Annotated in this window: 21 protein-coding genes, 1 pseudogene and 1 riboswitch; of the genes and pseudogenes, 13 read left to right on the top strand and 9 right to left on the bottom strand. The window is 37.8% G+C overall.

Annotated elements, in window-relative coordinates; all coding sequences use genetic code 11:
• Nucleotides 1-47: 47 nt before the first annotated feature.
• On the top strand, nt 48-533 hold the full coding sequence (locus NST02_RS07595; RefSeq protein WP_095312684.1) for a hypothetical protein: 486 nt from the start codon (nt 48-50) through the stop codon (nt 531-533).
• 107 nt (nt 534-640) lie between these two features.
• Here NST02_RS07595 and metK read toward each other — a convergent pair whose 3' ends face one another.
• Nucleotides 641-1,843, bottom strand: coding sequence for a methionine adenosyltransferase (gene metK / locus NST02_RS07590; protein WP_095312683.1), 1,203 nt, complete (start codon nt 1,841-1,843; stop codon nt 641-643).
• A gap of 403 nt (nt 1,844-2,246) precedes the next feature.
• A riboswitch (SAM riboswitch) is annotated at nt 2,247-2,389 on the bottom strand.
• 97 nt (nt 2,390-2,486) lie between these two features.
• The gene (locus tag NST02_RS07585; RefSeq protein ID WP_235879573.1) at nt 2,487-2,870 is read right to left on the bottom strand and encodes a thiol-disulfide oxidoreductase DCC family protein; all 384 of its coding nucleotides are present in this window, start codon (nt 2,868-2,870) and stop codon (nt 2,487-2,489) included.
• Between the two features lie 214 nt (nt 2,871-3,084).
• Between NST02_RS07585 and pckA the strand changes: the two genes are divergently transcribed.
• Nucleotides 3,085-4,671: a phosphoenolpyruvate carboxykinase (ATP) gene (pckA, locus tag NST02_RS07580; RefSeq protein WP_095312682.1), complete on the top strand. Its 1,587-nt coding sequence runs from the start codon at nt 3,085-3,087 to the stop codon at nt 4,669-4,671.
• Between the two features lie 361 nt (nt 4,672-5,032).
• On the opposite strand, the gene NST02_RS07575 is transcribed toward pckA, so the two are convergent.
• A complete protein-coding gene (locus NST02_RS07575; protein WP_095312681.1) occupies nt 5,033-5,275 on the bottom strand; it encodes a DUF2584 domain-containing protein in 243 nt (80 codons plus the stop codon).
• Between the two features lie 70 nt (nt 5,276-5,345).
• Nucleotides 5,346-6,131 (bottom strand): alpha/beta hydrolase family protein, encoded by a 786-nt coding sequence (locus NST02_RS07570; protein ID WP_137744758.1) that lies wholly within the window; start codon nt 6,129-6,131, stop codon nt 5,346-5,348.
• Nucleotides 6,132-6,276: 145 nt separating this feature from the next.
• Here NST02_RS07570 and NST02_RS07565 point away from each other — a divergent pair, with 145 nt between their 5' ends.
• The 3 genes from NST02_RS07565 to NST02_RS07555 all read left to right on the top strand — a co-directional run bounded on the left by NST02_RS07565 (nt 6,277) and on the right by NST02_RS07555 (nt 8,959).
• On the top strand, nt 6,277-7,272 hold the full coding sequence (locus tag NST02_RS07565) for an ABC transporter substrate-binding protein (protein WP_340948603.1): 996 nt from the start codon (nt 6,277-6,279) through the stop codon (nt 7,270-7,272).
• A 123-nt stretch (nt 7,273-7,395) separates the two neighbouring features.
• Nucleotides 7,396-8,169: an ABC transporter ATP-binding protein gene (locus NST02_RS07560; RefSeq protein WP_095312678.1), complete on the top strand. Its 774-nt coding sequence runs from the start codon at nt 7,396-7,398 to the stop codon at nt 8,167-8,169.
• Nucleotides 8,153-8,959, top strand: a complete 807-nt coding sequence (locus NST02_RS07555) for an ABC transporter permease (RefSeq protein WP_212933086.1) — start codon at nt 8,153-8,155, stop codon at nt 8,957-8,959. The genes NST02_RS07560 and NST02_RS07555 overlap by 17 nt, the downstream gene beginning before the upstream one ends.
• Nucleotides 8,960-9,339: 380 nt before the next feature.
• Here NST02_RS07555 and ytkD read toward each other — a convergent pair whose 3' ends face one another.
• Both ytkD and NST02_RS07545 read right to left on the bottom strand, forming a co-directional pair.
• Nucleotides 9,340-9,813, bottom strand: coding sequence for an RNA deprotection pyrophosphohydrolase (ytkD, locus tag NST02_RS07550; RefSeq protein WP_095312674.1), 474 nt, complete (start codon nt 9,811-9,813; stop codon nt 9,340-9,342).
• Nucleotides 9,814-9,944: 131 nt separating this feature from the next.
• Complete coding sequence (locus NST02_RS07545) at nt 9,945-10,265, bottom strand: hydrolase (protein WP_095312672.1); 321 nt, start codon at nt 10,263-10,265, stop codon at nt 9,945-9,947.
• A 206-nt stretch (nt 10,266-10,471) separates the two neighbouring features.
• On the opposite strand from NST02_RS07545, the gene NST02_RS07540 reads away from it, so the two are divergent.
• The 3 genes and pseudogenes from NST02_RS07540 to NST02_RS07530 all read left to right on the top strand — a co-directional run.
• Nucleotides 10,472-10,729, top strand: a complete 258-nt coding sequence (locus NST02_RS07540) for a DUF6154 family protein (protein ID WP_095312671.1) — start codon at nt 10,472-10,474, stop codon at nt 10,727-10,729.
• 137 nt (nt 10,730-10,866) lie between these two features.
• Nucleotides 10,867-11,073, top strand: a complete 207-nt coding sequence (locus NST02_RS07535) for a hypothetical protein (protein WP_212933085.1) — start codon at nt 10,867-10,869, stop codon at nt 11,071-11,073.
• Nucleotides 11,051-11,236: pseudogene (locus NST02_RS07530) on the top strand (IS3 family transposase); the annotation flags it as partial. The gene NST02_RS07535 and the pseudogene NST02_RS07530, both read left to right, overlap by 23 nt.
• A gap of 92 nt (nt 11,237-11,328) precedes the next feature.
• Here the strand turns inward: NST02_RS07530 and NST02_RS07525 are convergent.
• A complete protein-coding gene (locus NST02_RS07525; protein WP_212933084.1) occupies nt 11,329-11,766 on the bottom strand; it encodes a Dps family protein in 438 nt (145 codons plus the stop codon).
• A gap of 164 nt (nt 11,767-11,930) precedes the next feature.
• Here NST02_RS07525 and ytzI point away from each other — a divergent pair, with 164 nt between their 5' ends.
• Nucleotides 11,931-12,092: a YtzI protein gene (gene ytzI, locus NST02_RS07520; protein WP_095312662.1), complete on the top strand. Its 162-nt coding sequence runs from the start codon at nt 11,931-11,933 to the stop codon at nt 12,090-12,092.
• A 15-nt stretch (nt 12,093-12,107) separates the two neighbouring features.
• Complete coding sequence (gene cls, locus NST02_RS07515) at nt 12,108-13,556, top strand: cardiolipin synthase (RefSeq protein ID WP_095312659.1); 1,449 nt, start codon at nt 12,108-12,110, stop codon at nt 13,554-13,556.
• A gap of 264 nt (nt 13,557-13,820) precedes the next feature.
• Here the strand turns inward: cls and NST02_RS07510 are convergent, their stop codons facing one another.
• Nucleotides 13,821-14,294: an S-ribosylhomocysteine lyase gene (locus NST02_RS07510; RefSeq protein WP_095312657.1), complete on the bottom strand. Its 474-nt coding sequence runs from the start codon at nt 14,292-14,294 to the stop codon at nt 13,821-13,823.
• Between the two features lie 192 nt (nt 14,295-14,486).
• Here NST02_RS07510 and yidD point away from each other — a divergent pair, with 192 nt between their 5' ends.
• Entirely contained in the window at nt 14,487-14,720 is a 234-nt protein-coding gene (yidD, locus tag NST02_RS07505) for a membrane protein insertion efficiency factor YidD (protein ID WP_095312654.1), read from the top strand.
• Here the strand turns inward: yidD and NST02_RS07500 are convergent.
• The gene (locus NST02_RS07500; RefSeq protein ID WP_095312652.1) at nt 14,715-15,284 is read right to left on the bottom strand and encodes a beta-class carbonic anhydrase; all 570 of its coding nucleotides are present in this window, start codon (nt 15,282-15,284) and stop codon (nt 14,715-14,717) included. The genes yidD and NST02_RS07500 overlap by 6 nt on opposite strands.
• A gap of 346 nt (nt 15,285-15,630) precedes the next feature.
• Here NST02_RS07500 and NST02_RS07495 point away from each other — a divergent pair, with 346 nt between their 5' ends.
• Together NST02_RS07495 and NST02_RS07490 are read left to right on the top strand one after the other, a co-directional pair.
• Nucleotides 15,631-16,587: a metal ABC transporter solute-binding protein, Zn/Mn family gene (locus NST02_RS07495; RefSeq protein WP_095312650.1), complete on the top strand. Its 957-nt coding sequence runs from the start codon at nt 15,631-15,633 to the stop codon at nt 16,585-16,587.
• Nucleotides 16,588-16,742: 155 nt separating this feature from the next.
• Entirely contained in the window at nt 16,743-18,311 is a 1,569-nt protein-coding gene (locus tag NST02_RS07490) for an IS1182 family transposase (RefSeq protein WP_137744929.1), read from the top strand.
• Nucleotides 18,312-18,340 lie beyond the last annotated feature (29 nt).

The raw sequence follows: 18,340 nt of genomic DNA, 5'->3' as shown, positions 1-18,340 counted from the left end.
CTTGTTCAACTATCGGGTAGATTTGTTTAAAGAAAGGAGGAGCCTGTTTGTATTTATACCATATGTTCATTCATAATGAGTTCGGAGAAAATATAAGTCCGGAAAAGGTTTTAAAAGAAGGATTAACGCATAAGACAGCAACAAGATGGTATTCAAGGGGAGCTAATTTCTTTCCAGAACTAACGGAGCGTTACAGACCAATGAATTTACCAAAATGGATTGATTTTAAAGTAGCCTTCGGTGCAGATTTGGAACCATACGAAAAACCCTATTATCGTTTTCCAGTGTTTAGCGATAAGATCTTAGTTTTTAACTTCGATATATCAAGTGAATTATTTGCTTATCTGGAAGATAGATATGATGGGGGTAGCGGGTTCCTTGTTGAAGGATTACCATCAAAGGAGGAGTTAATGAAACAGTATTGGAAAAGTATGATGACTCTGTCTGACTATTTAAAGCACAAACCTTTTAATAAACCTGAACTTTATATTTTTGAACAAGTTCCTGCAAAGTTAATTGACTATATTGAGTAATATCAGCTTTAAACTTTGACAGAGCGATTAAAAAAACTACAGACAAACTTGATTATCGAGTTTGTCTGCAGTCTGAAAGGAACTAAAGAGAATTCTGTCCCCTCTTTTTAACCCTTTAATGCCTGCTCACGCAAAGCATCAGCTTTATCTGTACGCTCCCACGGAAGATCGATGTCTGTACGACCAAAATGCCCGTAAGCAGCTGTTTGCTTGTAAATCGGACGGCGTAAATCCAACATCTTAATGATGCCTGCAGGACGTAAATCGAAGTTATGGCGAACCACTTCTACTAAAATATTTTCGTCTACTTTCCCTGTTCCAAATGTATCGACAGCGATAGACACTGGTTGTGCGACACCAATCGCATAAGCTAGCTGTACTTCTACCTTATCAGCTAGCCCCGCTGCAACGATATTTTTCGCTACGTAACGGGCAGCATAGGCTGCAGAGCGATCCACTTTTGTCGGATCTTTACCAGAGAATGCACCGCCGCCATGACGAGCATAACCACCATAAGTATCTACAATAATTTTACGACCTGTTAAGCCTGCATCCCCTTGAGGACCCCCGATGACAAATCGTCCAGTAGGATTGATAAAATACTTTGTATTCTCATCAATTAGTTCACTAGGAACAACTGGATTAATCACATGCTCTTTAATATTGCGCTGAATTTGTTCAAGGGTAATTTCAGGATGGTGCTGTGTGGAAATGACAATGGTATCAATGCGGACCGGCTTGTTGTTTTTATCATATTCAACGGTCACTTGTGTTTTTCCATCCGGTCGAAGGTAAGGAAGAATCTCTTCTTTCCGAACTTCTGTTAGACGGCGAGATAGTTTATGGGCAAGTGAAATCGGAAGCGGCATAAGCTCCTTTGTTTCATTACAAGCAAAGCCAAACATTAATCCCTGATCACCTGCACCAATTGCTTCAATTTCTTCATCCGTCATACTGCCTTCACGTGCTTCCAAAGCTTGATCAACACCCATAGCAATATCAGGAGATTGTTCGTCAATCGATGTTAATACTGCACAAGTTTCAGAATCAAATCCGTATTTAGCACGATTATATCCAATTTCTTTTATCGTTTCACGGACAATCTTTGGAATATCTACATATGTAGAAGTAGTAATTTCTCCTGCCACTAAAACAAGTCCTGTATTGACAGAAGTTTCAGCAGCAACACGAGCATTAGCATCTTTTGCTAAGATCGCATCCAATATTGCGTCAGAAATTTGGTCACAAATTTTATCTGGATGACCTTCAGTAACTGACTCAGAAGTAAACAAACGCGCGTTTCTTGACATCTGACTTCCTCCTCATCTATAAGTACGAGGGCTTACCCCCACGCTGATACGGAACTCATTCCCTATGTAGTATGAAATAAACATGGAGTTTTTATGATGATTTTCAAGAATCCATAAAAAGGGTTGAAGAACTCATTTCATATTATGCTGCGAACGAATAATCGTTCTGCCATCTTGAAACTCATTCAATTGTTTACAATATTGAAAAGTACAAGGCGCCTTCACCACAAATTTAATGCAGCTTATATTTCTAAGGAGCTCTCCTTGCAGTCATCACCCGGCAAACTAGAGGATCTTTTTTTAGAAACGCTAAATTATGTTGGATGATAAGCCTCTTGCACTAAACACAAAAAAACCTTTCCTAAGAAGAGGAAAGGAGTACGTAAACAATTCTCGCCTTTCACTCTTATCGTTCAAGGACTTCATCCTTGCTTCAGGTTAGCACCATTGCTATCAAAACTTTCAAGGATTCAAACAGAATCTTGAACATAATAACCGGTTGCTGGGTTTCATAGGGCCTGTCCCTCCACCTACTCGGGATAAGAGAGTATCCGTTCAAGTGTAGATCATAACGAACGAGTGCATATGTGTCAACAGCTATGGAATAATTCTTTTATTTTTTTCTTTTTCATAGGAATGCTCCCTATAAGGAGCAACTTCCATCATCACATTTTTGCTTGAAAAATAAATGCCGATTTCGGGCAATCCACTTGTAAATAGGATCTCCTATTAAATGCAGAAAAGGCAAATATAATATACATGCAACGATAAATGTATACGGGCTGATAAGTAAAAGTCTTCTTATAGCTTTAAACCCCTTAAGCACTCGTTGATTTGGAAGAAGAATATGAAGCTCACTTCTCAAATCCTTTGCTGTAAATCTACCATCCTTATGAATTTCCTCAAACTCTTGTAAAGAAAGCCAAGTGACTTTTTTAAATAAATCCATTTTTCGTAACATAGTCTTTGTTCTCAAGCATAACGCACAATTTCCATCATATAATGCCTCAATTTTCAACTTTTCCATTCCCTTCCTGTTGAAGACTGAATAGATTATGATCATCGTTTTGCAAAAAGCACTCTAGTAATTTTCCTTAAACAATTGAAACTTTTTAGTTGTTCAGTGGCATTTTCCGCGAATTAGTATAGACTAATGAGATAAATGTGTTATACTAATCGTATTATGATATCGCTTTCGAGAATTACATTTTTAAACTATATTGAAAGAAGGTATTCATCAGATGAATTCAGTTAGCCTTTCTAATGAACTAAATGAATTGTTACAACAAAATAATGTTCATATCCAGCTATCTGTTCCCCAATTAGTCGAAAAAGTTTTGCGTCGAAATGAAGGAGTTCTTACTTCTACCGGTGCCATATGTGCTACTACTGGAACCTATACTGGACGTTCCCCTAAAGATAAATACATCGTGGAAGAACGTTCTTCAAAAGATAAAATTGACTGGGGCCCGATCAACCAGGCGATTTCCGAAGATTCGTTTGACTCTCTTTATACAAAAGTGCTTAATTATTTGAAAAAGAAGGATGAAGTATTTGTTTTTAAAGGCTTTGCTGGTGCCGATAAAAATTCGCAGCTTCCGATTCAAGTGATTAATGAATACGCTTGGCACAATCTATTTGCCCATCAATTATTTATTCGACCAACGAAAGATGAATTAGACACTCATCAAGCTCAATTTACTGTCATTTCAGCTCCAGATTTCAAAGCAAATCCGACTGTTGACGGAACAAAATCTGAAACCTTTATTATTATATCATTTGAGCGTAAAACTGTATTAATAGGTGGAACAGAATATGCAGGTGAAATCAAAAAATCGATCTTTTCTATTATGAATTATTTACTTCCTGAAAACGGCATTTTGCCTATGCATTGTTCTGCCAATGTAGGGCAAGAAGGAGACGTCGCCTTATTTTTTGGCCTCTCTGGTACTGGCAAAACAACTTTATCCGCTGATCCGCATCGCCGTCTCATTGGAGATGATGAACACGGCTGGTCAGCAAATGGCGTTTTTAACATTGAGGGTGGATGTTACGCAAAGTGCATTAATCTTTCTTATAAAAAAGAACCGCAAATTTTCGAAGCCATTCGGTTCGGTTCAGTGTTAGAAAATGTCATTCTTAATCCAGAAACTCGAGTAGCTGACTATGATGATGGCTCATTAACGGAAAACACCCGTGCGGCTTATCCAATTCAGGCTATTGACAATATTGTTGATCCGAGCATCGCCGGCCATCCGAATGCAATCGTCTTTTTAACTGCTGATGCATTTGGGGTGCTACCACCAATCGCAAAATTAACAAAAGAACAAGCAATGTATCATTTTCTAAGCGGCTATACTTCTAAACTGGCTGGAACAGAACGAGGAGTTACATCTCCAGAAGCGACGTTCTCTACCTGCTTTGGTTCCCCATTTCTTCCATTGCCAGCCACTCGTTATGCAGAAATGCTCGGCGAAAAAATCGATGAGCATAACGCTCAAGTGTATCTTGTTAACACAGGGTGGACTGGCGGAGAATACGGTGTGGGCAGCCGAATGAAGCTAAGCTATACAAGGGCTATGGTTCACGCAGCCCTTGAAGGGGAGTTAAACAATGTCGAAACAGTAAAAGACCATTTCTTTGGCTTAAATATCCCTCTTCACGTTCCCGGTGTACCAGATGAAGTATTGCTGCCGCATAAAACATGGACTGATCAAACTGCTTATGAAAACAAAGCGAAAGAATTAGCAGAAAAATTCAAGAAAAACTTTGAAAAATTCACAGATGTACCCGCATCTATTCGTGAACAGGGCGGACCACTTTCTTAATCACTACTAATTTTGTGACCTAAAAGCTTCTCCAACAGAGGAGCTTTTTTTATCAAATGTAATAACAACAAACAAAAAATCGTGTGCACTACTTAAACGAAGGTGAATTCCGGAAAAATCGTGATTAATTCCGGAATTTTTCTGTTTAATTCCGGAAAAATCGTGATTAATTCCGGAATTTTTCTGCTTAATTCCGGAAAAAGCAGATGTAATTCCGGAAAAATTGCATTAATTCCGGAATTTCACCCTACAATTCCGGAAAACAGAACAACCTCTGATAGAACCTCATTTGACGAATTAAACTTTAGTTGCATGTGCAAGACTCTTTATAAGAGATATCCGCAACGAAAAAAGCGATTTTTTAATTTGTAGAATTTAAAGCAATCAGTTGATAATGCAACGTCGTTTCATTATTTTCCCATTCCACTTTTTTTATTTTGGCAATTCCAATTAAATCACCTTCCATTGTTCTTCTCACTTCAATCGGAATTTCTACTGGATAAAGTCGAAACCCTTCCTTTACCAGCGTAAAAAGATTCTCCCTTACACGCATTTCGTTTCCTTTCGTCACAATCATTGTATTTAATTCCAAAGGCATACCCATCGTTTTCTCTCCTTTGCCATGTAGAACTTAATTCTTAATAAGACTTATATGTATTTTTATCTTACCATTTTCACTCTTGCTTTTTCATCCATTTCGTCAAATCTTCAACAATTTGGCGATTAACTAGTGGAGGGAAATAATGGGTGTATTCAGTAAAATACCAGCTCTCCACCCTCTTATTTAGTTCTTTTAATCTTGTTTCAAGTCGATAAGCATGTTCGACGGATACATTTTTATCCCTGGCCCCATGGATAATGAGAATAGGGGCTTCCAAGCATTCCAGTTGAAATAATGGCGTTCGATATTGGTAGCGTTCAGGATATTTACTCGGTGTCCCTCCAATTACTCTTTTCATCATTCTCCGCAGATCTTTTCTTTCCACGTAGGTAAGAAACATATCGCTTACTCCGCCCCAAGTCACTACAGAAGCCACGTTTGGAAAGGTAATTCCGGTGAAAAGGGCCATCACTCCTCCTCTAGAAAAGCCAAATACATGGATCTTGTCCACTCTTGGGTGAGCTTGAAGCAATTTAAATGCGGAGAATGCGTCCTTGCGATCATCGCCCGCAAAATCTTCATTCCCTTCTCCCCCCTGATTTCCTCTGTAGAAAGGGGCAAAAACGATAAAGCCTTCTACTGCAAATTGGACGATCCTGCTTGGACGTACTTTACCAACATTTTTGATCCCCCCGCGCAAATAGAGGAACCCTCCGTACTTTCCTCCTTCCTTCGGTTCAGCTAGCAATCCTTTCACTTTAAAACCATCTGACATGTATGTAACCGTATAGAGATCAACCTGTGGATTAGGTGAAGGAAATTTTTGTTTCGTAATAATTTGACCGTCATCCCATTGCATATGTTCAACTCCTAAAAATAGTTCGTCATTTTTGTCTAGGCATTCACACATTTTTTATCATTTCATACGATATGTTAGGCTTATAAACCTTTCATATAGATTGTTAATTACAATTTCAAATGATTCCACCTAAGGAGGTCAAAACATGAAAAAGTGGTTCAAGATAAGTTGCGCTAGTCTTTTAACAGCTATTCTTATTATAGCTCTAGCTGCTTGTAATAATGAAGAGGTTCAAACCATTCGTGTTGCTGAAGTGACGCATTCGATATTTTATGCCCCCCAATATGTAGCAATTGAAAAAGGGTTTTTTGAGGAAGAGGGATTAAATATAGAACTAACTCTTACCCCTGGCGGAGATAAAGTAATGACTGCCCTTTTATCAGACGGTGCTGATATTGGTCTTGTTGGTTCTGAAACCTCCATATATGTTGCCGCCCAAGGAGCCAGTGATCAAGTGATCAATTTTGCTCAGCTTACTCAAACAGATGGAACCTTCCTTGTATCTCGAGAAAAAGTCGATAATTTCTCTTGGGATCAGCTTAAAGGTGTGACTTTTCTTGGTCAACGAAAAGGGGGCATGCCGCAAATGGTTGGCGAATTCGTGTTGAAAAAACATGATATCGATCCTCATGCTGACCTAGAGCTTATTCAAAATATTGATTTTGCTAATATTTCAAGCGCATTTGCTTCTGGAACTGGAGATTTTGTTCAATTGTTCGAGCCTCAGGCAAGCGTGTTTGAACAAGAGGGTCGAGGCTATATTGTTGCCTCCTTCGGTGAAGAATCAGGCCATGTTCCATACACAAGCTATATGGCTAAACAAAGCTATATTGAAGAAAACAAAGAATTGGTTGAAAAATTTACGAGAGCGATTTATAAAGCGCAAAAATGGGTAGAAGAAAATAGCCCACAAGAAGTAGCAGAAGTTATCCAACCGCATTTTGCTGATACTGATCTAGACATTATTGAAATGGTCGTAGAACGTTACAAGGGGCAAGATTCCTTCGCAGTCGATCCAGTTCTTGATGAAGACGAATGGAACAATTTGCAAAATATTATGGACGAAGCTGGAGAACTACCTGAGCGCATCGATTACAGTAGCTTAGTTAACACAGACATCGCTGAGAGTGTCATGGAATAGATATTATTTGTAGCAATTGTCTTGACGAAATGGCCGTTACCCTTCATTCAGTATCGTAATAAAATAGTAAAGTAAGATTCTTAATCTCTAAAACAGCTTTTTAATGAGGAGGCCGCAAGTTAAATGGGATTCTTAAAGATCGATGAAATACATCATACTTACTTTAGCAAAAGCTCTGCAACAACGGCCCTCTCCAATATCTCGCTAGAGGTGGAGGAGGGGGAATTTATCTCCTTTCTCGGTCCTAGCGGGTGCGGTAAAACGACATTGCTTTCCATTATTGCAGGGTTACTGAAACCAACCGAAGGCAAAGTAACATTGGAAAATCAAACGCTTGAAAAGGCTCATCATCAGATTGGTTATATGCTACAGCAGGATTATTTATTTCCCTGGAAAACAATTGAAGAAAATATTCTTTTGGGATTAAGGTTAAATAACTTGCTAACCCGAGAGAAAAAACAGGCTACGATTGCACTCCTCAAACAGATAGGTTTAGAAGGAGTTGAAAAACAGTATCCCTCACAATTATCAGGGGGAATGCGGCAAAGAGCAGCCCTCGTCAGAACACTCGCAACAGAGCCAAAGCTGTTATTGCTCGATGAACCTTTTTCAGCACTGGATTACCAAACGAAGCTCCGTCTTGAAGATCTCGTATCGAACACACTCAAATCCTTTGGAAAAACAGCCATTTTAGTTACCCATGATATTGGAGAAGCAATTGCCATGAGCGACCGTATCTACCTTTTCTCCCCTAGGCCAGGTCAAATCTATCAAACATTTACGATTCCTGAGCAATTACGAGCATTGACACCATTTCATGCAAGAAACCATGAAAAATATCCTGAAATTTTTCAAAAGATATGGAAGGAGTTGGAGCAAATTGAACCTGAACAATAAAACAGAGCTCCTCCATAAAAAGTATATCCAGTCCTTAAAACGTGAGAATCGTTGGGTTCGCTTTTATCAGCTTGTTATCTTCGTCGTCTTTTTCGCTGGTTGGGAACTTTTTAGCCAAAAACAATGGATTGATCCACTTATTTTTAGTGCACCTTCGAAAGTATGGAGCCTCTTTATCAATAAAGTTATGGACGGTTCACTGTTTATGGATCTAGGCTATACTTTAACCGAAACCGTCTTTGGTTTTATCCTTGGAACTCTGCTCGGTACCATTCTCGCTGCAATTCTTTGGTGGTCGCCATTTCTTTCCAAAGTATTGGACCCGTACCTCGTCATCTTAAATTCAATGCCTAAGGTTGCTTTAGGCCCCATTTTAATCGTAGCCCTAGGTCCTAGTATGACTTCGATTATCGCCATGGGCGCCATTATCTCCGTCATCATCACAACCATTGTTGTATACACTTCTTTCAGAGAAGTAGATGCCAATTATTTAAAGGTTTTACAAACATTCGGCGCAAATCGATTCCAATCATTCAAAGAAGCGATCCTTCCTGCCTCGTTCCCAACCATTATCTCCACTTTAAAAGTAAATGTGGGATTATCATGGGTTGGTGTCATTGTCGGAGAATTCCTCGTTTCCCAAAGAGGATTAGGCTATTTGATCATTTATGGCTTTCAAGTATTTAATTTTACTCTCGTCTTGCTCTCCCTGCTTGTCATCGCAGTATTCGCCACTATTATGTATCAACTGGTGGAACTGCTTGAAAAAAAGCTCATAAAACATAATTAAAAACAGACCACTGAAAAAGTTTTCAGTGGTCTGCTTTTGCAAAATTTCTAGAACTGCTGTCCTCTGTTCAGTCGGGGCAGAAAAAATGACATTTGTTCCGGTAGTTTGTTTTATACTGGCGCTATTAATCGAATAGACCTCGTATTCGGACTACATCCTTACACACTTCACTCGTTCCAGTCGAATAGAAACTTATTTTGGGTTGAACATTTTCACCTTTCACTCGAATACACCTCTTAGAGCCTTCGCAATTTTCACTCGAATAGACCGCCCATTCGGACTACACTTTCACACATCTCGCTCATTCCAGACCAAATTTTCACGCTGATGCATATTGCTTCAGCGTTTAAACACGACTATCTGGAGCTGCATGATATCCATTACCTGTTTTTTAGCTTTCCGATAAAAAGCAGGCTTTTTTCAATCACTGAATCCTTCATAATAAAGCTGTAGGCGTCGTTAAAACGTTCTTCCAGAATATTTCCGTTAATCAGTGCTGGACCTTCTGTTTCATGAAAATGGGGCCTTTTTTCCAGGTGACTGATCTTGCCATAAAAAATCGCTTTTACGAAGGTTTCCGTGTCATTTTCTATTTCATATTCCCCAATCAATTGCAGTGACTCGAGTTTAGCGCCTGTTTCTTCGTATACTTCTCTTTTTGCGGCCTCTTCTATTGATTCGCCAGGTTCAACCTTGCCTCCAGGGAATTCTAAGCCACGTACGGGATGCTTCGTTAAAAGCCATTCATTCTGATATTCGCAAATAACGAGTACATGTCTTGGTGCTTCGCTAAATGAATTTTTTTTAAAAGCTAGACGAACAGTAGCACCGAAAAAATCTTTAAACGTATCCATAAATCCTCCAATACTCCCGGAAAGAATTCTTTCCTGATGAAGCACACTCTTCTTATGTAACATTCGTACCATTATTATAACATTTGCTGCTGAAGAAAGTTCGTTCTAAAAGAGTTTAAACGCTGGCAGATTTACAGATCAGTAATAATTCCCATTGATTCAATATGCTGCTTCGCCTCAGCATCGCCTAAATTATAGATCATTTGATATACTTGAACGATTGTATCATCGTATTGATCATTTTCACGATCATGATGATATTGTACATATGGTACATGGGCGCGAAAAAAATTTTGCCATTCCATTGAATAATTTTGATCAAACAGTTCACGAAGTTGAATAATTTCATCATCTGTTGCTTCTATTTTAAAATTCCATGCGGAATCGGTCCGACTTTTTGTGATTTCGCCAGTTCCTACAGTAATATAATACGTCTTTTTCTCTTGACTCATTACAAATCCTCCTTTTTTCATTTTGAACTGCAGTTTTTGTCTGCTTTATATTGTCACTATCGATCCATGCCATAAATACTTGTATTTTCTTACTAGCATTCGTTTTTTTCTAAGCCTTTACTCATCTTTTTCTCATTATTTTCATGTATAATAGGAATAATTATCGTCCATTTAGGGTATTGTATAAAAAATTGGGGGTGGATCCTATGAAATTGATAGACGAAATTTTTGAATTTTATCGTGATAAATTGACCGGAGATGACGAAGATATTGACATGCTCGCATTTGCTTTATTAGAAGAAATGACATATGACGATTTAATGAATATCATTAAAGATTTAGATAAACAGGAGCTTTATGACTTAATCGGGTTATATATGATTGAAACTTTAAAAGGTAAATTTGCTCAGGAAAGCTACGGCCAACAGCGGGCACCATCTCCGCAATCACGAAACCTACATTAAAAGCGCATACATACTTTTTTTAAAAAAGGGTACTGCACCCCAGAAGTTAGAGTTAAAAATCTAACCTCTGGGGTGTTTTTGTATGGCGAAGTATAGTGAAGTACTTAAATTTTAAAAAAATGAAAGGGCGGCCTTCTATGTCTAAAAATCATAAAGCAAAATTACCAAAACAAGAAAAAGAGTTATCTCGTGAAAAACGATTAGAACGAGAAAATGAACTTCTACGTTTAGAGAATGCCTATTTAAAAAAGTTAAAAGCTTTTCAAGAAAATCCGAATGCCTCCCTCGAAAACCACAAACAGCGTTGGCATTCGAGCTCAAAGAAAAGCAACATATGCGGATAATGCGGCAATGGAAAATTTCTTTGGGATTCTCAAGCAAGAGATGTATTATGGAGAAGAATTAGCATCTTATGAAGAGCTAAAAAAACAAATTGTTGAGTACATAGATTACTACAATAATAAGCGGATAAAGGTAAAATTGGCTGGTTTAAGTCCAATACAATAGCAAACTCAAACCAGCCAATCAGCTGCTTAATAAAAACTCTAACTTTGTGGGGTCACCACCATCCGTTCATAATAACCAGCTTCTTTCATTTTTTAGCTCAAGAAAGCCTTAAACATCCAAATATGCTTTTTCAAGCTTTGTTTAATAGCAATTAGCATATCCGCAGTTCCTTCATCATTCGCTTCCTCTGCTAACTCAATTCCTTCCTGAAGTTCATCGACCATCGTTTCAAAATCAGTTGTAATCGTGCTTACCATCTCTTCTTCCTTTTCAGTGCCCGTTGCTTCTTTGACAGAGGCCATCTTTAAACAGTCCTCCATCGTCGCAACAGGATTCCCTTCAAGTGCTAGAATCCTTTCTGCTAGCTCATCGATATGTTGATTTGCTTCATTGTAAAGCTCTTCAAACTTTTCATGTAAAGTGAAAAAGTGCCGTCCTTTTATATACCAATGATAGTTATGGAGTTTCACATAAAGAACGGTCCAATTGGCTACTTGCTTATTGACAGCTTGTACTAATTTGTTTGACATTTTATCAACCTCCCATTCCTATAATACCCAAGATTTTCACACTAAAACGTAATACTTACAAAAGATGAGACGATTCATGTTAGAATAGTCTTTGACCATATAATTTGTCATTTTTGTTACAATAGCAAAAAATATATGAATAATGACGTCAGGAGAGGGAGAGAATGTTAACCGTTTTAATTATTTGCATCATTATTGTTTTTGTGGTGCTGCTGCTATCCGTATTAACTACTAGCAAAGCCTATTCTTATAAGCATTCTGTCGATCCATTAGAAGATAATCCTCACTTAAATCAGGATAGGGACACAGATCAATCAAATAAATAAGCGAGGAAAACGATAATGAGTATCACTTCAATATTAGTTGGACTTATTTTTGTTCTAAACATGTTTTTAGCAACCATTGTTATTTTCTTGGAACGAAAGGATGCAGGTGCGACTTGGGCCTGGATACTGGTCTTATTTTTTATTCCTGGACTAGGGTTTGTAACATACTTGTTATTTGGCAGAAATCTTGCCCGTTCAAAAATGTTTCAATGGGAGGATCAAAAAAAGGTAGGAATCGCCCAATTAATTTCCAATCAATTATTAGAAATTTGCACCAATAAATTTTCCTACCGCAATGAGCTTGAAAAAAAATATCACGACCTCATTTTAATGCACTTGAGAAATAATGATGCACTGCTGTCTCAAAATAACGAAGTGGCAATTTTTACAGATGGCCATGATAAATTTAAAGCATTGTTTCACGATATTGCCGCAGCTAAGGATCATATTCATTTGCAATACTATATTCTTAAACGGGATGAACTTGGTCAAAAACTATTAAATGCTTTAATTCGCAAAGCTAAAGAAGGGATTAAAGTCCGGATCTTATATGATGATCTTGGTTCAAGAACTTTGACGAGGAGTTTCTTCAAGGAGCTTCGAAACGCTGGAGGGGAAGTTGAAGCGTTTTTTCCATCCAAATTAAAATTTATTAATCTACGCCTGAACTTTCGCAATCATCGCAAGTTAGCCATTATTGATGGAAAAATTGGATATGTGGGCGGCTTTAATATTGGAGATGAATATTTAGGGAAAAATCCGCGATTTGGCTATTGGCGAGATACTCACCTCCGTATTGTCGGCAATGCTGTATACGCCATTCAAACCCGGTTCATATTAGACTGGAATCAAGCATCCCATCGCCATAATATTCATTATTCCGATAGCCTCTTTCCAACTTTGAATTCTACGGGAGAAGTGGGTATCCAAATCGTAACGTCAGGGCCTGATTCTGAGTGGGAGCAAATTAAAAATGGCTATATAAAAATGATTTCTTCTGCTAAGCAGGCTGTATGGATTCAAACACCATATTTTATTCCTGATGCAAGCCTTCTTGATGCATTGCGTATTGCTTCTTTATCAGGAATTGATGTGCGAATCATGATCCCAAATAAACCCGATCATATGTTTGTTTATTGGGCTACATACTCCTACATCGGAGAAATGATCAAGGCTGGCGCAAAAATTTACATTTACGATAATGGATTCATTCATGCGAAGACCATCATTGTTGATAATGAGATCTCCTCTGTCGGTACAGCTAATATTGATGTGCGCAGCTTCCGTCTAAACTTTGAAGTGAACGCCTTCATTTATAATCATGATATTGCTCATGAGCTGACACAAAGCTTCGAAGAGGATATGAAGCTATCGTGGGAGCTAACCGATGAAATTTATCAAAAACGCTCACTTGTCATTCGCTTCAAAGAATCTGTCTCACGACTGCTATCACCCATCCTATAAGAACAGCAATGCTAGTAGTTCATGCTCGTCTTTGGACAAACGATAATGACCGGTCCGGACCCAGATGACTTATGGTAAGGAGCAGTTTTTTGGCGACTTGTGACTTGTGCTAGAGGTAAAGCCCGGAACACTATAGACGAGGCAGCAATAATGCTCCTCTCTCTACCCAACAATGCAATGGGAAAAGGCCGATTGCAATAATCGGCCTTTTTTATTTTTACCCGCGCAACAAACTCAATTTTTTTGGGCGGGCATAGCGATTTTTTAAGCAAATACTTGTTTTAAATCTTCCTTTGACTGTTCCAACCAAAAACGCATCAGGCGCTTTGCTCCTTCTAAATCGTGAAGCTTCGCTTGCCCACATTGTTTTTCATTTGCTGCAGGAATTTCAACAATTTCAACTGCTGATCTCATTGTATCTTCAAGCAAATCAATAATTTCCTCGACAGTTGGTTCACCGCTAACAACAAGATAATAACCTGTTTGACAACCCATTGGAGAAATATCAATAATGTCAAAATGCTCATATTTCTCCGCATGCTCACGGATATTAAAGGCTAATAAATGTTCCAATGTATGAATAGAATCCGGCTTCATCGCTTGCTTATTCGGTTGGCAAAAGCGGATATCAAATTTATTGACAACTCCATCTGTCCCTACTTTATGAACACCACAATGTCTTACATAAGGTGCCTTCACAGCATTATGATCGAGCTCGAAGCTTTCAACTGATGGCATGTTTCTTCACTCCTTTATTTATTAAAAGTCGTTATCCAGTTCATTTAAAAACATTCTAACGAAATCCCTAGTAAGTTTATCAATTTAATTTGTAATACTCGTTCATAGACTAATATATCATATTATGTTATCTTTTTGAAGAGTTACAGTTAAGACGATTATTCATTTAATTGGAAAGTGAGACGAAAAGAAATGCTGAGAAAAATCATGATCGGCATCATTCGATTTTATCAAATTGTGATCTCCCCGCTGAAACCGCCTACTTGTCGATTTTACCCTACTTGTTCCCACTATGGAATCGAGGCGATAAGTCGGTTTGGACCGATAAAAGGCGGTTGGTTAACAATAAAAAGAATTTTAAAATGCCATCCTTTCCATCCTGGTGGAGTTGACTTAGTCCCTGAGAAAAAAAAGCCGAACTCATAGCTTTTCCTTGTAACCATCAATCACTAAGTCAAGTTTTCCTGTGTTAGGATGAATAACAAGGCCATGGACAGGAATATCTTCTGCCAAAAGAGGATGCTTTTTAATCATTTCTACACTATGAGAGACACTTTCTTTGACATCTTGAAAGCCTTGAAGCCATTTTGTCACATTAATTCCAGAGTACGTGAGCATCTCAAACGTCTCCTCTGTAATCCCTCTCTCTTTCATGTTATCAATCATTTGACCCGCTTTCATCCCAGCCATTCCGCAATCATGATGACCAATTACTAATATCTCATCTGCCTGAAGCTGATATACTGCGACAAGAATGCTTCGCATAATGCTACCGAATGGGTGCGATACGAGTGCACCAGCATTTTTCACAAGCTTTACGTCACCATTTCCTATATTTAACGCTTTAGGAAGCAATTCGGTTAATCTTGTGTCCATACAGGTAACAATAACCATTCGTTTATTAGGAAATTTAGTGGTCGAGTAGGCTTCATATTTCTTTTCCTTAACAAATTCCTCATTGTATTGAAGAATCTCATCTAATAGCTTCATCATGACTCTCCTTTGCTTACAACACCGTGAAATTATGCGTAAATAACCTGCTAGTATCCCTTTATGGGGAATATTATTGATAAAACAATGTTTGATTCAATGCTCCTTTCAGCTATGCTGGAAGGTTCTCTAATTCCATGGAAAAAAGGAATTTTTTCTTGCAATTATATCATAGATATAATAAGATACTATAGTTAATCGGAACGATTACGGATTGATACTAATTATTAAATCGGAATAATTTCGTTTATATTATGTTAAGATTTTCAGTTATTCAGCTAAAATGAATGACTGACAACAAAAAATACCATAGAACAAGAGAGTTTTATATAAGGAGAGCCATGTTATGCGTGCTAAAATCAGTTTACTCATATTGCTTTTGCTCCTTGCTGTAGCAGGCTGCGGGTCAAAGGACAATAACACAAATAAAGAAACAGCAGGGGAAAAACTCCATATTTATACAACGGTATATCCGCTGCAATATTTCACAGAAGAAATTGGAAAGGAACTCGTTACGGTCAATACTATTTATCCACCTGGTGCCGATGAACATACTTATGAACCTTCGCAAAAAGATATGATCGAATTAGCGCGCTCTGACCTTTTTATTTATGTCGGTTTAGGATTAGAAGGCTTTGTCAATAAAGCGAAACAAACATTAGAAAATGAAAATGTTCATGTAGTGGCTGCCGGTGAACATATTCACTTTGATAAAGAGGAAGTACATACCGACGATGAACAAGAGCAACATGATGATGGTCATGACCACGGAGATATTGATCCTCATGTGTGGATTGATCCATTGTTCGCGAAAGAGCTTGCAGAAACAATTAAGGATGAGCTTATTCAACACCTTCCTGACCATAAAGAGCAACTCGAAGCAAATTATACTGTACTTTCCAACCAATTAGATGAATTAAATCAACAATTTAAACAGTTAATCGAGAAAGCAGAACATAAAGAAATCATTGCCGCTCATGCTGCCTATGGGTATTGGGAAAAACGCTACGGTATAAAGCAAATTAGCATCTCAGGTTTGTCTTCTTCAAACGAACCTACGCAAAAGCAGCTGAAAGAAATTATTACAATGGCAAAAAGGCACGGGCTTAAACACATCTTTTTCGAACAAAATGTCAGCTCTAAATTAGCAGAAATTGTCCAAGGAGAATTAAATGCAGAGCCCTTATATCTCCACAATTTATCCGTTTTGACAGCGCAAAATATAAAAGACAACAAAACGTACTTTTCAATTATGGAAGATAACTTAAAAGCATTAGAAACGGCACTCATTGAAACGAAATGAGGGTGGGACAAAACCCATCTCTAAAATGAAAAAGCCAGTGAAATTTTACGACACGTAAAATTTCACTGGCTTTGATTCATTTTTGTATAAAAATAAGGACCTCTTCTGATAAAATTAAGTCACCACAACCAAATCATACAGAAAGAAGGATCCTTATGTTTAAAAATTATAACATGAATCAATTAATTTTGCCTTTAGATTTAGAAGTAAAGTTACAAAAAAATGATATTGCCTTCCATATACATCACTTAGTGGAAAGTATTCCACCTGAAGCCCTTGAACCATTTTTTCGAAATGAGGGGTGCCCTGCTTATCATCCACGCATGATGTTAAAAATTATCTTATGTGCTTATTCGCAGTCTGTCTTTTCTGGTCGTAAAATCGAAGCCCTTTTAAAAGATAGTATCCGTATGATGTGGCTAGCTCAAGGATATGAACCAAGCTACCGAACAATTAACCGATTCCGTGTTCAACCTCAAGTGAAAGATCTCATTCGCCAAAGTTTCGTCCAATTCCGTTGTCAACTTGTACAAGAAGAACTAATCGATCAAGAAGCGATTTTCATTGATGGGACCAAAATCGAAGCGAATGCGAATAAATTTACATTCGTGTGGAAAAAGTCGATTGAAAAATATCACAAAAGCTTAATTGAAAAATCAAATCAACTGTACAATGAGTTACTTGAAAAAGAGATCTTACCTGAAATTGAACGAGAAAGTGATGAGCAATTATCACTTGAAGAACTCGATCAAATGATTGAAAAAGTAGATGAAGTCATTACGGAATATGACCAAAAAATAGAAGCATCATCGAGCGTAGAAGAAAGAAAAGCATTAAGAAGTGAACGAAAATATCCAAAGCAAGTGCGTAAGCAGTTAACTGATTATCTTGTACGGAAACAGAACTATCAACGGGACTTTGAAATCTTGGGTACACGTAATAGTTATTCGAAAACAGACCTTGATGCAACATTCATGCGAATGAAAGATGATTATATGAAGAATGGTCAATTGAAAGCAGGTTATAATGTACAAATCGCAACGGAAGGTCAATACACACTTGCGTATAGTATATTTTCAAATCCGACAGATACACGTACGTTAATTCCATTTCTAGATGAAATCGAGAAAGGTTATTTCGAATTACCGAAGCATATTGTGGCAGATGCAGGTTATGGCAGCGAACAAAACTTTAATGATATCCTTTCAAACAGAAACCGAGAAGCACTAATAACGTATAACATGTATGTGAAGGAACAAAAGAAAAAACATAAACAAAACAAGTTTAATCCAGACAACTGGCAGTATGATGAAGAAAGCGATACATACACATGCCCAAATCACAAACGCCTTTTATTTAAATATCGCTCTGAACGTACGGATAAAACAGGCTTTAAACGGGAATTTAAAGTCTATGAATGTGAAGAATGTTCGGGCTGTCCATTCCGTTCATCATGTACCAAGGCAAAAGAAGGCAACCATCGAAAACTAATGGTGAACGAAAAATGGGAACAGCAAAAAGAATATGTGAGAGCGAAGCTTTCAGAAGAGAAAACAGGTGCCATCTATCGAAAACGCAAAATCGATGTGGAACCAGTTTTTGGATTCTTGAAGGCTAATTTGCGTTTCACTCGATTTTCTGTACGAGGAAAATCGAAGGTAGAAAACGAAATGGGTCTCGCGTTAATGGCCGTGAATTTAAGAAAATTCACGGCCATTAACTAAGGTAATAGAAAAATGAACACACAAAAATA

Source organism: Robertmurraya sp. FSL W8-0741 (genome assembly GCF_038004005.1).
GTDB lineage: Bacteria > Bacillota > Bacilli > Bacillales > Cytobacillaceae > Robertmurraya > Robertmurraya siralis.
The sequence above is the reverse complement of the archived record's forward strand: the minus strand, read 5'-3'. Positions and strand labels throughout refer to the sequence as shown.